The sequence below is a fragment of the Mesorhizobium sp. M8A.F.Ca.ET.165.01.1.1 genome (assembly GCF_004792065.1).
GTDB lineage: Bacteria > Pseudomonadota > Alphaproteobacteria > Rhizobiales > Rhizobiaceae > Mesorhizobium.
The window spans coordinates 14,820-29,327 of record NZ_SRTH01000007.1 but is presented as its reverse complement, the minus strand read 5'-3'; the positions used below and the strand labels follow the sequence as shown (position 1 = coordinate 29,327).

The window sequence follows — 14,508 nt, the reverse complement described above, 5'->3', positions numbered from 1 at the left end:
GGCTGATACCAAAAGGGGCGGGCGACCGCCCCTTTTCCATGCGCTCCAATCACAAAACCGTGTGCAGGGATACATTGCGCCGCCCATCCGTTGCAATGAAGCATGCGCGCGTCGGGGGAACCGCGACGCATGCTTTATTCAATATTCAATCGGAGGTTCTTCATGCGCGCTCACTCCTTCCTTCCGGCGCTATCGGCGCTCGCTATTTCCACCGCTTTCCTGTTCGCATCACCGGCAATGGCCGAGATGGTGAAATACAAGGCGACCCTCGATGGCGGCCAGCAGAGCCCGGCCGTCACCACCAAAGGCAAGGGGACGGCCACTCTCACCTTCGACACGACCAAGAAGAAGCTCAGCTGGAACGTGAAGTATTCCGGCCTCAGTGGCCCGGCAGTGGCCGCGCATATCCACGGCCCGGCGGCAATGGGTGAAAACGCTGATCCCGTGATCCCGTTCAAAGGCAAGCTGAAGAGCCCGATCAAGGGGTCGGCCACGTTGACCGATGCGCAGGCCGCTGACCTGGAGGCCGGCAAGTATTACGTCAACGTGCACACGGCCGCCCACAAGGACGGCGAGATTCGTGGCCAAATCGAAAAGGCGATGTAGGGTCCGGAGCGCCGCTCGCGCTTGAAGGCCGGCGGGACAGCGCCCCCCTCTGTCCTGCCGGACATCTCCCCCACCTGGGGGGAGATCGGCAGCTTGGAATGCAGCACCTTTTCTTTGGAGCCGATCGGTTCCTTCAGCTTTTGTCGCGAATCTGCGTCATCGTGCGGGTCGGCGTGATCGCCTCGGGATCGAGCCGGATTTCGACGATCGCCGGCTTGCCGCTGGCGCGGGCACGTTCGAAGGCAGGCGCAAAGTCTTCGGTCTTCTCGACAGTCTCGCCATGGCCGCCATAGGCGCGGGCAAGCGACGCGAAGTCGGGATTTTTCAGGTCGGTGCCGACCACACGGCCCGGATATTCGCGCTCCTGATGCATGCGGATGGTGCCGTAGATGCCGTTGTTGACGACGACGACGATGATAGGCAGGTCGTATTGCACGGCGGTGGCGAATTCCTGGCCGTTCATCAGGAAGCAGCCGTCGCCGGCGAAGGCGACCACGGTGCGCTCCGGATAAAGCGCCTTGGCGGCGACGGCCGCTGGCGTGCCGTAACCCATCGAGCCGGAGGTCGGTGCTCCTTGCGTGGCGAAGCGGCGGAAGCGATGGAAGCGATGCACCCAGGTGGCGTAATTGCCGGCGCCATTGGTGAGGATGGCGTCGTCGGGCAATACCTTTTCCAGGTAATTCATGATCGGCCCCATCTGCACCGGGCCGGGGCCGCTTTCCGGCGGCGTCGACCAGTCGAGATAGGCGGCGTGCAACTTTGGCGTTTCTTCCGCCCAGGCCGGCATTCCGGCCGGCTTGCGCTTGGCGAAAGCCTCCACGAAAGCCGCGGGCGATGCATTGATCGCCAGCGTCGGGCGGTAGACCCGGCCGAGTTCGCCGGCATCGGCATGGACGTGCACCAGTGCCTGGTCGGGATAAGGGCTCTTCAGCAGCGTGTAGTCCGAAGATGGCATCTCGCCCATGCGGCCGCCGATCAAGAGAACGACGTCGGCCTGCTTGATCGCCGCCGCCAGCTTCGGATTGATGCCGATGCCGACATCACCGGCATAGTTCGGGTGCAGATGGTCGAACAGCATCTGGCGGCGGAAGGAACAGCCGACAGGAAGCGACCAGGTCTCGGCGATTTCGTGCATCCGCGCCACGGCGTCCGCGTTCCAGCGCGTGCCGCCGAGGATGACGAAGGGACGCTTCGCGCTGCCCAGCAGCATTTCCAGCGCGTCGAGCTCGGCCCCGCCTGGATAGGTCTCGACCGGCGTATGGGGAAGTGCTTGCGGCGCCTTGACCTCGCTGGTCAGCATGTCCTCGGGCAGCGAGATGACCACCGGGCCAGGCCGGCCCGACGTTGCCACGGCGAAGGCGCGGGTGACGAATTCGGGGATGCGCGAGGCGTCGTCGATCTCGACCACCCACTTGGCGATGTCGCCGAAAAACCTGACATAGTCCACCTCCTGGAACGCCTCGCGTTCCTTGGCATGGCTGGCGACCTGGCCGATGAACAAGATGAGCGGAACCGAATCCTGCATGGCGATGTGGACGCCGGCCGAAGCGTTGGTGGCGCCGGGGCCGCGGGTGACGAAGCAGATGCCGGGCTTGCCGGTCAGCCGGCCCTGGCAGTCGGCCATCATGGCGGCGCCGCCTTCCTGGCGGCAGACGATGGTGCGGATCGAAGAGTCATGCAGCGCATCGAGCACCGCAAGGTAGGATTCGCCCGGCACGCAGAAGATACGGCCGGTGCCGTTGGCTTCGAGGGCGTCGACGATCAGTTGTCCACCGGTCTTCATTTCCCAGACTTCTCCAGTTCGGCAAGGATTTCGTCAGTGTGCTCGCCGAGACGCGGCGAGGGGCGCTCATAGCTGAGCGGTGTGCCCGACATCACCATCGGGGCGCGCACCGACGGCAGGCGGTTGCCATGGCCGTCGTCAAGGTCGAGCCGCATGCCGCGGGCAATGGTCTGCGGATCGGCGAACATCTGGCCGATCGTGTTGATCGGGCTTGCCGGCACGCTGGCGGCTTCGAGCTTCGCCAGCAGCGGATCGCGATCCCAGGTCTTCAGCGCCTCGATGATGCGTGCGCGAAGGTCCACGCGGTTGGCGACGCGGGCGGGATTGGTGGCGAAATCGGGATTCGCCGGCAAATCGTCCAGCCCGACGGCGGCGCAGAATTTGCCGAACTGGCCGTCATTGCCGACAGCCAGGATGATGTGGCCGTCCCTGACCGGAAGCACTTCGTACGGGGCAATGTTCATATGCGCATTGCCCATCTGCACTGGCGACTTGCCCGAGACGAGATAGTTGAGGTTCTGGTTGCCCAGCGCCGAGATCTGGGTGTCGAACAGCGCCATGTCTATGTGCTGGCCCTCGCCGGTCTGTTCGGCATGGCGAAGTGCGGCCTGGATGGCGATCACCGAATAGAGACCGGTGAAGATGTCCGAGATGGCGACGCCTGCCTTTTGCGGCTCGCGGCCGGCCTCACCGGTGATCGACATCATGCCGGCCATGGCCTGGATGATGAAGTCGTAACCGGCGCGTGGCGCATAAGGCCCGTCCTGGCCGAAGCCGGTGATGGAGCAGTAGACCAGGCGAGGGTTGATTTTCTTCAGACTGCCGTAGTCGAGCCCGTATTTCTTCAGGCCGCCGAGCTTGAAGTTCTCGATCAGCACATCCGCCGTCGCGACCAGGCGGCGCACCGTCTCGGCGCCTTCCGGCGTCGAAAAGTCGATGGCGATGGAACGCTTGCCGCGATTGCAGGAATGGTAATAGGCGGCCGACAGGTTCTCGCCGTCATGGCTCATGACGAAGGGCGGACCCCATTTGCGGGTGTCGTCGCCGCCATCGGGGCTCTCGACCTTGATGACATCGGCGCCGAGATCGGCAAGCAACTGCCCGGCCCAGGGGCCGGCAAGAATGCGGGCGAGTTCGACAACGCGGACGCCTTTCAGCGGGGGTTCGGCCATAAATCACCGTGGTTGCCGCAATCACCGTGATTGCCGCGAAAGCAGTGCCTCTATCAAGCCCGGCAGCGGCTGTCACGGTCCTTGCAATGGGCCAACCCGTCACGCTTTCAAGACATTGTCCGCCCAGCTGGCGAAATCGTCCATGATGATGTCGCGGTTCACCTCGTTCAGGCTTTCATGGCGGGTGTCGGCGTAAACCTTTGAAACCAGATTCGAAAAGCCCATCTTGCGCATACGATCGGCGAGATGGGTGATCCCCTTGCCGTAGTCCGAGGCCGGGTCTTTTTCGCCGCCAACGATGGCGACGGGGATGTCGCGGCGAACGGCGGCAAAGCCTGCATCCTTGCCGCCGTTGAGCGCCATGGCGACCACATCGCGCCACATCGAGATGGAGGCATCCCAGCCGCAGAGCGGATCGGCGATGTATTTCGCCACCTCCGCCTCGTCGCGCGACAGCCAGTCGAACAGAGTGCGATGGTTGGGCACCGCCTTGCCCCAGGCCTGGAAGGTGAGTTTCGGCAGCAGGCGCGACGGGACATCGGAGCCGAGCCGCATCCGTTCCCAGGCGAGGATACCGAGCGCCACTTGGCCGAGCAGGCCCTGTGAGAAATTGCCGTTCCAGATCGCGGCGGCATGAATGCGCCTGGAATGGCGCAACAGGTAGTTCAGCGCCACGGACGCGCCCATCGAGTGGCCGAAAAGGATTACCGGCAGGTCAGGCTGCTCGCCGGCGATGAGATCGTGGATGGCGTCGACATCGGCGATCACCTTGGCCGGGCCGTCCGTGTCGGCGAATCTGCCGAGCGGCGCGTCGGGCGCCTTGGTCGCGCCATGGCCACGGTGGTCATGAACGTAGACGTGGAAGCCCCGGGCAGCGAGGAAATCGGCGAAGCGGTCGTAGCGGGCGGCATGTTCGGCCAGGCCGTGATTGATCTGGACCACCGCACGCGCAGGGCTGTCGGCCCGCCGGACGAACAGATTGAGGTCTGCGCCGGTCGACGAGCGAACCACGCGCTGCTGGCTGAATGGCATGCCGGCCGGTCTCCCCCCTGGTTCCGCCTTTGTCATGTCCAAACGTGTGCGCCGGTGCCAGATTTGCGTCAATCTGGCCTGCCGGCTTTTCCGCGACGATCTTTCTTGCCACGGGCCTGCAAATTATCGCAATTCTGACATGGAGACAGCTTCAGTCTGTCGCCCACTTTCTTCCAGCCGGGGATTCTCCATGCGCATTGCTGTTATTTTCGGATTGGCCTTGTTGGCGGGCTCGCTGGCAGGCGCGGCGCATGCCGACGTCAAGATGAGCGGCACCTTCGTGGCCGACGCTGCGTGTCCCGCGACTCAGGCGATCAAGAACGGCAAGAACCCCGGCAATGTCTCGACCGATGCCGGACAGAGCTATCAGCTGCTTGCCGGCAACAAGGACACGCCGACCCACTACCTCATCCAGGTGCCGGGCGCCGATCCCGAGCGCCGCTGGGTGAAGGTGAGTTGCGGCCACCTTTCGGGCAGCAGCGCGGCGACCGTGCCGGCGGCGCCGGGTGGGCAAGGCAAGCCCGCCGCCTCGGGAAAACCCGAATATGTCTTCGCCTTGAGCTGGCAGCCGGCCTTCTGCGAGACCAAGTCGAACAAGACCGAATGCAAGGCGCAAAATCCTGGCGAATTCGATGCCACCAATTTCACGCTGCACGGTCTGTGGCCGCAGCCGAACGGCAATTTCTATTGCCAGGCTTCGGCCAGCGACAAGGCCAATGACAATCCGGCCCACTGGCAGGACCTGCCGCCGGTCAACCTCGATGCCGATACCCGCGCGGAGCTCGACAAGGTGATGCCGGGCACCGCCTCGAAGCTGGAACGGCATGAATGGATCAAGCACGGCACCTGCTACGGCAAAAGCCAGCAGGAGTATTTTTCCGACGCCCTCCATTTGATGCGCGAGGTCAACAGCTCGCCCGTGCGCGACCTCTTCGCCAGGAATATCGGTGGCAAGCTGACGGCGGACCAGATTCGCGGTGCCTTCGACCAGGCCTTCGGCGCGGGAGCAGGCGACAGGGTGCGGGTGTCCTGCGTCATCGATCCGTCGAACGGCCGGCGGCTGATCGGCGAACTGACGCTCGGCCTTGCCGGCCCGATCGGCCCGAACAGCTCGCTCAAGGACCTGCTGCTGGCCTCGGTGCCGACCAACAAGGCCGGTTGCCCGACCGGCACGGTCGACGCGATCGGGTTCCAGTAAGTGCGGGATCGCCGTTTCCGGCAAGCCGGCGCGGCCGTCGCGGATAGGGCTAAACCTGGGCTGACCTGGTCCAGGCGATGGCGGCGTCGGCCTCATGCCCGCCGGGTTCACCGACGACTCGGTCGCGTCCGGTCGATTTTGCCTTGTAAAGGCGCTGGTCGGCGAGTGCGAACAGGTCGGCCAGGCACTGCGTCGTTTCGCTGACGCTGGAAACGCCGGCGCTGACGGTCAGTTCGAACCGGCTGGTGGCGGCCGATGCCTTGAGCGCGGTGCGGACGCTTTCGCCAAACAGCCTGGCGACGGAATGCGGACGCGAACTGAGGATGGCGAATTCCTCGCCGCCGATCCGGAACACCTGGTCCTCGGCGCCCGCCGCCTCGCAAAGTACGGTTGCGACCGCCTTCAGCGCCTTGTCACCTTCGGCATGGCCGAAACGGTCGTTGATCGACTTGAAGTGGTCGACGTCGACGATGAGCAGGCTGAGTGGCCTCGCCGTGCGCAGGCTGGCCTGGACGGCGGCTTCACCGTCGGCGTCGAAGCGTCCGCGGTGCAACAGGCCGGTCAGGCCGTCGCGGCCGACATGCTCGACCAGCGCTTCGTAGCGTTCGCGATAGGTCAGCGTCTCGAAAATGTCGGTCAGCCCACGCGGCATCTGGACGTCCCGGATCTCGAACCATTTGAGGTAGGCAACCAGCATGGCGCTGAAAGTCAGTGCCGCCGCCATCTTGGCGAACCAGCCGCCGAAGAAGACCGCGATCGGCGCCCCGGCAACAAAATGCAGCGCGGTGAAGAAGCCGGCCTGGTCGAAGGTGAGCACGCAGGCGACCGAAATCAGGATGCGCGCGAACTGTGCCTTGCGCAGGGTGCGCCCAAGCTTTTCATAGAGCAGAATGATCAGGATGGCGTCGATGACCAGCAGCGTCGTGCCCCACACCATCAGCCAGCCCATCTCGTCGATGAAGCCGATGTCGGGGAGCCGGCCGTCCGGCAGCGGCGCGATGGCGTGCAGGCGAAGCAGCAGCACCAGCCCGATCATCAGCGCATTGCCGAGCAGCAGGCCGTAGATCGGCTGGCGCACGGTGGCGGCGTCTTCCTTCATGTAGAGCAGAAGGAGCATCACGAGCTTGCCGGAAAAGAGCACCGCCGAGCCTGGCGAGACCATGCCGAACGGCAGGGCGACGTAAAAGACGCTGGCGAGATAAGTCTCCAGGAAATGCATGACGCCGAGCGCGCAGACGAAGACACCGAGGCCGATGCGCTTGCGGAAGCGGAAAAGCGTCACCATGACGCTGAAGTAGACGACCGCTTCGGCAAGGAGCAGGAAACTGTTCAGCAATGCCGTCGATCCGATCTCTCTCGCGCCAGGAATCGGGGCAAGCCGGCGATTCCAACCCGATCCTGTTTTGACGCGGAAGGGTTAACCGGAGATTTCCGTGCGCCATCGACCGGTTGAAAACTTGGCTGCCGGTGCACACTTGTCCGTGTGGTTGGCCCGATCTGGCAAAAGCGATTGCCGTTCGCCGCCGCATCGCCTACATAGCGGCCAACCTCCATTCAATTCGGCAAAATCCAGTCAGTTTTTCAGGGAAAGCGCGCGTGGCACGCCAGTTCATCTATCACATGTCCGGCCTGTCGAAGGCCTATGGCACCAAGAAGGTGCTCGACAACGTTCATCTGTCCTTCTATCCGGACGCCAAGATCGGCATCCTCGGCCCCAACGGTTCGGGTAAGTCGACGATCCTGCGCATCATGGCCGGGCTCGACAAGGAGTTTCAGGGCGAGGCCTGGCTGGCCGAGGGCGCGACCGTGGGCTACCTGGCACAGGAGCCGCAGCTCGACAACAGCAAGACCGTGATGGAAAACGTCATGGACGGCGTTGCCAGGAAGACCGCCATCATCGAGCGCTACAACGAGCTGATGATGAACTATTCCGACGAGACGGCGGATGAGTCCGCCAAGCTCCAGGACGAGATGGACCGGCTCAACCTGTGGGATCTCGAGCAGCAGGTCGAGATGGCGATGGACGCGCTGCAGTGCCCGCCGGCCGATTCTGAAGTGACCAACCTGTCGGGCGGTGAGCGTCGCCGCGTCGCGCTGTGCCGGCTGCTGCTGCAACAGCCGGATCTGCTGTTGCTCGACGAACCGACCAACCATCTCGACGCGGAGACCACCGCCTGGCTGGAAAAGCACCTGCGCGACTATCCGGGCTCGGTGCTGATCATCACCCACGACCGCTACTTCCTCGACAACGTCACAGGCTGGATCCTCGAGCTCGACCGTGGCCGCGGCATTCCCTACGAGGGCAACTACACCAGATATCTCGACGCCAAGGCCAAGCGCCTGATCCAGGAAGGCCGCGAGGACGATGCCCGCCAGAAGTCGATCTGGCGCGAGCGCGAGTGGATCCAGTCGTCGCCCAAAGCACGCCAGACCAAGTCCAAGGCGCGTATCAAGGCCTATGAGGAACTGGTCGAGCAGTCGCAGAACCGCAAGCCGACCGACACGCAGATCGTCATCCCGTCGAGCGAGCGCCTCGGCAACGTCGTCATCGAGGTCGAAGGCCTCAACAAAGGCTTTGGCGACGAGCTCCTGATCGAGAACCTGTCGTTCAGGCTGCCACCGGGCGGCATCGTCGGCGTCATCGGCCCGAACGGCGCCGGCAAGACGACGCTGTTCAAGACCTTCACCGGCCAGGAGAAGCCGGACGCGGGCACAGTGCGCATCGGCGAGACGGTCAAGCTCGGTTATGTCGACCAGAGCCGCGACGCACTCGATGCGAACAAGACGGTGTGGGAAGAGATTTCAGGCGGCGCCGAGGTCATCAAGCTCGGCAAGCACGAAATCAACAGCCGCGCTTACTGCTCGTCCTTCAACTTCCGTGGCGGCGACCAACAGCAGAAGGTCGGCAATCTCTCGGGCGGTCAGCGCAACCGCGTGCACCTCGCCAAGATGCTGAAGGGCGGCGGCAATGTGCTGCTGCTCGACGAACCGACCAACGACCTCGACACCGAAACGCTGGGCGCGCTAGAAGACGCGCTGGAAGCCTATGCAGGCTGCGCGGTCATCATCAGCCACGATCGCATGTTCCTCGACCGCATGGCCACCCACATGCTCGCCTTCGAGGGCGACGCGCATGTCGAATGGTTCGAGGGCAATTTCGAGGAATACGAGAAGGACAAGCTGCGCCGCCTGGGCGCGGAAGCAGCGGCCCCGCACCGCATGACGCACAAGCGGCTGACGCGGTAAGGGGTTGATTGGGCGGCGAATTTCTCTGGGATACGAGGAGAGCTCAAATGGCTGATTGGTCCGCCGCCCAATATCTGAAATTCGAGGACGAACGCACACGGCCGGCGCGTGCCCTCGTAGCACAGGTGCCGGTCGACTTTCCGCGCCGGGTCGTCGACATCGGCTGCGGGCCGGGCAATTCGACCGAACTTCTGGTCGAGCGCTGGCCGGATGCGCAAGTGAGCGGCTTCGACACCTCGCCCGACATGATCGAAAAGGCGAGGGCGCGCCTGCCCAATGTCAGCTTCGACCTCGCCGATGCGGCGACATGGCAGCCGGCCGCGCCGGTCAACGTCATTTTCGCCAACGCCGTCTTCCAGTGGCTGCCGGAACATCCGGCGGTGTTCCAGCGCCTGATGGGTTTTCTGGCGCCCGGTGGCGCGCTGGCGATCCAGATGCCCGACAATATGGGCGAGGATTCGCACCGCCTGATGCGGGAAACCGCCGCGGAAGCGCCTTTCGCGGCAAAGATACAGGGAGCGGCGCGTGCGCCGCTGCCGCCGGTATCGTTCTACTATGACCTGTTGTCGCTGCTCTCCGCTCGGCTCGACATCTGGCACACCATCTACAACCATCCGCTGGCCGACGCCGAGGCGATCGTCGAGTGGGTCAAGGCCACCGGGCTGAAGCCGTTCCTCGATCCGCTGGAAGCGGACGAACGCAAGCTGTTCCTCGACAGCTACACGGCCAGGATCGCCAAGGCCTATCCGAAGACCGCCGATGGCAAGGTGCTGCTGCGGTTCCCCCGCATTTTCATTGTCGCCAAACGGGCTGGATAGGCTCGCGTAAATCTTGCAGACCGTCCGAGAACTCTTCTAGCGATAGAGGGTAGCTCGATTCCGGCGTGAACGGCAGCTTCGGGCGCGATTTCGTAGTTTTCCGCTTCCTGAGCGTGTGAGCGGCGTTCCCAAGGCGCAACGATGTCTGTTTGGGCCAGAACACCGCAAACGAGCCACCCTATGCCTGTAGGGCCGCGATCAGGCCGGGAACGCCAATGAGCGTGATGGCTCTTTTGATGTTGTAGGCGAGCGCGGTCAGGCTGAACTCGCCGCGGACGTTGTCGAGTCGCCGCATCAGGAACGTACCCTGACCCATCCACTGTTTGATCGTGCCGAACGGATGCTCGACGCTTTCGCGCCGCCGGTCGAGAATGTCGGGCCGGTCAGCTAGCCGCGCCGCCATGCGGTCGAGCACCGCCTCGTTCTCAAGGCGAGAAACGCGGCGGAAGCTTTTGGTGCAGCGCTCGCGCAGGTGGCACGCCTTGCAAGCATCGCGGTTGACGTAGTCGATCTTCACGTTGTCGCGCGATTTACCAAAATGACGCGGCGAAAGCACATGCTCGCCCGGGCAGAGATAAACGTCCTTTTCCAGATCGTAGCGGAAGTCCTCCTTGGAAAAGAAGCCTTGAGCGACGGCAGGACCGCGGATCGGCTTGGGCACATAAGCGGTGATGCCCGCCTTCTCGCAGACCTCGATATCCTCGATCTTGAAGTAGCCCCGATACGCAACTGCCTCGATGCGCTCGACCTCCAGCGTCTCCATCGCCGCTTAGACCGCCGGCGCCAGAAGCCCATATCGAGCACCTGGTTGCACACCTCCTGTTCGGCGATCAGCTTGTGCTTCACGTCCACGGCCAGTTGCACGTTGTAGCCGACGCCGACCTTCGTCATGCGTGCCATGGCGCGGGCATCGCGATCGGTCAGCGAGATCTGGTCCTCGCCGGTGCGATCCAACTCGTCCAGCATCGCCTTGTGGCGATCCCGCTTGCCCTTTATCGCCGCGATCTTCTCCGCAAGGCCGCCGCCATGACCGCCGGGGCCAGTGCCGCTACCGACCTTGTCCTCATCGGCATCGCTTTCGTCGAGCCGCTTCATGCAATCGGCCAGCTTCTCATCCGCTTCACGGATGAACTTCGAGAGCGACCCGCGTGTGAAGTTGCGATCCTTGTTGTTCACCGCCTTGATGCGCGTGCCATCGACGGCCAGCAGCTCTCGGCCGAACAAGTCGAGTTGCCGACACAGGATGACGAACTCGCGAAACACCTGCCGAAACGCGGAGCGGTTCACCCGGCGGAAGGCGGCGATCGTGCGGAAATCCGGCTTCAGGTGCCGCAGAAGCCAGATCACCTCTAGGTTGCGATGAGCCTCAGCTTCCAGCCGTCGGCTCGACCGGACGCGGTTGATATACCCGTAAACGTACAGCTTAAGCAGATCGGCAGGATCGAAACCCGGAGCGACCCGTCTCCTTCGCCGTCACCCGCTCGAAGCCAGCAGCGGCAAGATCAAGGCCATCAACGAAGGCCTCAATGAAGCGAACCGCATTATCCGGCCCGACATATTCGTCTACTGATTCAGGCACAAGGAGTAGTTGTGAGCGGTCTGTTCCTGATAGACGTCCCATGGGAAAATATATCATGGCAGGCTAGCGTAAGGAATCTCCGCTGGTACGGCGGGCTCGATCCTTTCATCAGAAATATAGAATGCCCGCATCCAGATCGACTGAGATGCGGGCAATCCGTACAGCGCAGCGAACGCTGATTTCGGCGTCCGAAGTTCAGGCGGCGGCGGCAGTCGCCCTGCCTTCGTCGCGCATCACGAAGCCAATCCGATCACCATGGCCGAGACCATAGCCGAGCTGGATCATCAGCTCCGCCATCGGCTCCAGATACCGGGCGTTTGAGAGCGGACCAGAAAAGATCGTTGTGAACCCCATCGCCCCCGCGAGACCAGCGACGGTTTGCGCGGCGGCCTCGTGATCGCTCGCAATGAACACCGGAACTTCGACGCGGTTGCCGGCAGCGCGCTGAGCAAGAAGAGCGGCGAAGACCGTATTAAACGCTTTCACGACATGGGCGCCAGGCAAGCGCAGCGCGATTTCCTCGGCGGCCGAGCTCGTATGGCCGACCGTCAGGCTCATGTAGTCGGTCGCGAGCGGGTTGGTGATATCCACCACGACCTTGCCGCTAAGCGCCGCGACGACGGCTCTGTCTTCGCGGAGTGCCAGCGCCTGTTCATACTTCGTCGCGAGGATCACAACGTCCGCGCTCTGTAGAGCCGCCACAGGGTTCGTCTTGCTGTCGAAGCTCTGGACCTGATGCTCTGCCGCCTGCGCGAGAAGCGCAAGGGGGGTACCCATGTTACCCTTGCCAAGAATTACGATTTTCATCAACGCATCTCCGTCGTTTCTGTCGATGGAGAGAGCGTAGACGGCCACAGTATGGTAGTCTCGCCCATAGGTGTCAAAAAATATGGCCAAACAGACAACTCGTAACCCAATCGTCGATCCGGACGCATCGTTACGCCCTGTGTTCGTTCTCTCCGATCGGCACGACCGGGTAAATGTACCGTGGCACTCCCACCGGCGCGTTCAGCTCATTCATGTCAGCACTGGCGTTCTGACGGTCAGAACGCGAACGGCGCGCTTCGTCATACCGCCACAGCGCGCCGTATGGATGGGTGGCGGGATCGAACACCGGATCGAGGCCGATCTCCTTTCTGGCTAACCACCTGCTACGTCGAACCGGAACGTGTGAACATCCCGATCATGCCTCGCGTTGTCGCGGTGGATCGGCTCGCGGACGAACTTCTGATTGCCGCGTCGAAGTTTGGCGATTCCTATCCAGAGGACGGACCGGAAGCGCGGCTCATGTCCGTCCTTCTCGATCGTCTGCAGGGTCTGCGGCCATCGGATATAGCGCTTCCCGAACCTGTCGATGAACGGTTGCACCGCATTACCGACCGCCTCCTTCTCGATCCAGCCTGTAATCGCCCACTCTCGATCTTGGCTGCCGAAGCTGCGCTGACTGAGCGCACGGCCGCGCGCTGGTTTCTTCGCGACACGGGAATGACTTTTGGTCGATGGCGGCAACAAATGCGGCTTCAGCACGCACTCGAACATTTGGCGGTCGGTGAGAGCGTCACTCAAGCCGCCTTAGCCGTCGGCTATGCGGACGTTTCCTCGTTCATCGTGGCCTTCAGGAATCTTTTCGGCCAGACACCAGCGCGTATTCTCGATCCCTGACGATCTCGCCCCCGGGAATGTCGATAGCGTCATATCTCTAACGCGGTCCAACGCGATACATCCCATCTCTACAATTGAGCATATCGCGTGAATCAGTCGCGAAACTTAGGCAGTCCGTCTGAAAACCCTTATCAGGAACCGCTCCGAGGGTTTTCAGACGGACTGCCTGGTTTAATCCGGCGTAAACCGGCCTGATGAGAAAAGTGTTGCGCCGAAGCGTTTCGGCGCCCACATGAAGCCGCCTCGCTCGCGGATGGGACGGACTGAAACATGCATCGCGTCATCATCAGCGGCATCGGCGCCGAAATCCCCAAGCCTGTCATCACGAATGAGGAACTGGTCGCCAGTTTCAACGCCTGGGTCGACACGGAGAACGCGCGGCGCCAGGCTGCCGGCGAGACGCTGCTGCAGAAATCGGATGCCGACTTCATCGTCCATGCCTCGGGCGTGCGCGCCCGCCACGTGATCGAACGGGAGGGCATTCTGGACCCGACCCGCATGGCGCCGCGCATTCCGGCGCGCCCGGACGACGCGCTCTCGCTGCAGGCGGAATTCGGCGTCGCTTCGGCGGGGAAGGCGATCGAGCACGCCGGCATCGAGGCGTCGGACATCGATCTGGTGATCTGCTCGTCCTCGCATCAGCAGAGGCCATATCCGGCGATCGCCATCGAGATGCAGGAGGCGCTGGGCACGCGGGGTGCCGGCTTCGATATGGGGCTTGGCTGTTCGTCCGCGGCGGCGGCGCTGCACATGGCGGTCAATCTGGTGCGCTCGGGCGCCCACAAGCGCATCCTGGTGACCACGCCCGAGATCATCACCGGCCATCTCAATTTCCGCGACCGGCAGACGCACTTCATCTTTGGGGACGCTTCGGTGTCGATGGTGGTGGAGGGGCTCACCCAGGGCGAGAGGCGGCCGGGTCGATTCGAGGTGCTGGACACGCGCCTCTGGACGCAGATGTCGAACAACATCCGCACCAATCTCGGCTATCACACCCGCACTGCCCAGGATGATCCCTACATGATCGACCTGGAGGGCAATCTCATCAAGCAGGTCGGCAACAAGGTGTTCAAGGAAGTCACCGTCGCCGGGCACAAATTCATCGTCGAATTCCTCGCCGAACACGGGCTGACGCCGGAGGCGATCAGGCGCTTCTGGCTGCACCAGGCCAATGCGCGCATGAATGCGATGATCCTGAAACTGGCATTCGGCCACGATGTTGGCCATGACCGCGCACCCATGGTGCTGGAGCGGCTCGGCAACACGGCGGGCGCCGGCGCCATCATCGCGCTGTCGGAGAACCATGCCGACATGAAACCAGGGGATTTCGGCCTGATCTGCGCGTTCGGGGCGGGATATTCGATCGGCGGCGCGCTTTTGCGCATGCTCTGAATGGAGGACGCCGCGCCGCG

General features: G+C 63.1%; 13 protein-coding genes and 1 pseudogene. 7 read left to right on the top strand and 7 right to left on the bottom strand.

Going from position 1 to position 14,508, the window contains the following annotated elements; genetic code table 11:
• The first annotated feature begins 162 nt into the window (after positions 1–162).
• The gene (locus EN808_RS19665; RefSeq protein ID WP_127279293.1) at positions 163–606 is read left to right on the top strand and encodes a CHRD domain-containing protein; all 444 of its coding nucleotides are present in this window, start codon (positions 163–165) and stop codon (positions 604–606) included.
• 133 nt (positions 607–739) lie between these two features.
• On the opposite strand, the gene EN808_RS19660 is transcribed toward EN808_RS19665, so the two are convergent.
• The 3 genes from EN808_RS19660 to EN808_RS19650 form a co-directional block, all read right to left on the bottom strand.
• Positions 740–2,389: a thiamine pyrophosphate-binding protein gene (locus EN808_RS19660; protein WP_135916659.1), complete on the bottom strand. Its 1,650-nt coding sequence runs from the start codon at positions 2,387–2,389 to the stop codon at positions 740–742.
• Positions 2,386–3,561 (bottom strand): CaiB/BaiF CoA-transferase family protein, encoded by a 1,176-nt coding sequence (locus tag EN808_RS19655; RefSeq protein ID WP_135866325.1) that lies wholly within the window; start codon positions 3,559–3,561, stop codon positions 2,386–2,388. Before EN808_RS19655 ends, EN808_RS19660 begins: the two co-directional genes overlap by 4 nt.
• Before the next feature lie 99 nt (positions 3,562–3,660).
• Positions 3,661–4,593 carry an alpha/beta hydrolase gene (locus EN808_RS19650; protein WP_135916658.1) on the bottom strand — a complete coding sequence of 311 codons (933 nt, stop codon included), beginning with the start codon at positions 4,591–4,593 and terminating at the stop codon, positions 3,661–3,663.
• Between the two features lie 190 nt (positions 4,594–4,783).
• Here EN808_RS19650 and EN808_RS19645 point away from each other — a divergent pair, with 190 nt between their 5' ends.
• Complete coding sequence (locus tag EN808_RS19645) at positions 4,784–5,791, top strand: ribonuclease (protein WP_135916657.1); 1,008 nt, start codon at positions 4,784–4,786, stop codon at positions 5,789–5,791.
• A 49-nt stretch (positions 5,792–5,840) separates the two neighbouring features.
• Here the strand turns inward: EN808_RS19645 and EN808_RS19640 are convergent, their stop codons facing one another.
• Positions 5,841–7,127: a GGDEF domain-containing protein gene (locus tag EN808_RS19640; protein ID WP_135916656.1), complete on the bottom strand. Its 1,287-nt coding sequence runs from the start codon at positions 7,125–7,127 to the stop codon at positions 5,841–5,843.
• 260 nt (positions 7,128–7,387) lie between these two features.
• Between EN808_RS19640 and ettA the strand changes: the two genes are divergently transcribed.
• Both ettA and tam read left to right on the top strand, forming a co-directional pair.
• On the top strand, positions 7,388–9,037 hold the full coding sequence (gene ettA / locus EN808_RS19635; RefSeq protein WP_127278582.1) for an energy-dependent translational throttle protein EttA: 1,650 nt from the start codon (positions 7,388–7,390) through the stop codon (positions 9,035–9,037).
• A gap of 47 nt (positions 9,038–9,084) precedes the next feature.
• Positions 9,085–9,855 carry a trans-aconitate 2-methyltransferase gene (tam, locus tag EN808_RS19630; RefSeq protein ID WP_127278583.1) on the top strand — a complete coding sequence of 257 codons (771 nt, stop codon included), beginning with the start codon at positions 9,085–9,087 and terminating at the stop codon, positions 9,853–9,855.
• A gap of 178 nt (positions 9,856–10,033) precedes the next feature.
• On the opposite strand, the gene EN808_RS37070 is transcribed toward tam, so the two are convergent.
• Positions 10,034–10,618 carry a transposase gene (locus EN808_RS37070; RefSeq protein ID WP_245512113.1) on the bottom strand — a complete coding sequence of 195 codons (585 nt, stop codon included), beginning with the start codon at positions 10,616–10,618 and terminating at the stop codon, positions 10,034–10,036.
• Positions 10,619–10,692: 74 nt separating this feature from the next.
• Here EN808_RS37070 and EN808_RS37065 point away from each other — a divergent pair, with 74 nt between their 5' ends.
• Complete coding sequence (locus EN808_RS37065; RefSeq protein WP_245464384.1) at positions 10,693–11,208, top strand: hypothetical protein; 516 nt, start codon at positions 10,693–10,695, stop codon at positions 11,206–11,208.
• On the opposite strand, the pseudogene EN808_RS37060 reads toward EN808_RS37065, so the two are convergent.
• Together EN808_RS37060 and EN808_RS19620 are read right to left on the bottom strand one after the other, a co-directional pair.
• Positions 11,167–11,259, bottom strand: a pseudogene (locus EN808_RS37060) (hypothetical protein); the annotation flags it as partial. The gene EN808_RS37065 and the pseudogene EN808_RS37060 sit on opposite strands and share 42 nt — an antisense overlap.
• A gap of 370 nt (positions 11,260–11,629) precedes the next feature.
• On the bottom strand, positions 11,630–12,241 hold the full coding sequence (locus EN808_RS19620; protein ID WP_127278584.1) for an NAD(P)-binding domain-containing protein: 612 nt from the start codon (positions 12,239–12,241) through the stop codon (positions 11,630–11,632).
• A 363-nt stretch (positions 12,242–12,604) separates the two neighbouring features.
• Here EN808_RS19620 and EN808_RS36785 point away from each other — a divergent pair, with 363 nt between their 5' ends.
• Together EN808_RS36785 and EN808_RS19610 are read left to right on the top strand one after the other, a co-directional pair.
• Entirely contained in the window at positions 12,605–13,096 is a 492-nt protein-coding gene (locus EN808_RS36785; RefSeq protein WP_210235454.1) for an AraC family transcriptional regulator, read from the top strand.
• Positions 13,097–13,366: 270 nt separating this feature from the next.
• A complete protein-coding gene (locus EN808_RS19610) occupies positions 13,367–14,488 on the top strand; it encodes a beta-ketoacyl-ACP synthase III (RefSeq protein ID WP_127278586.1) in 1,122 nt (373 codons plus the stop codon).
• Positions 14,489–14,508: the final 20 nt, after the last annotated feature.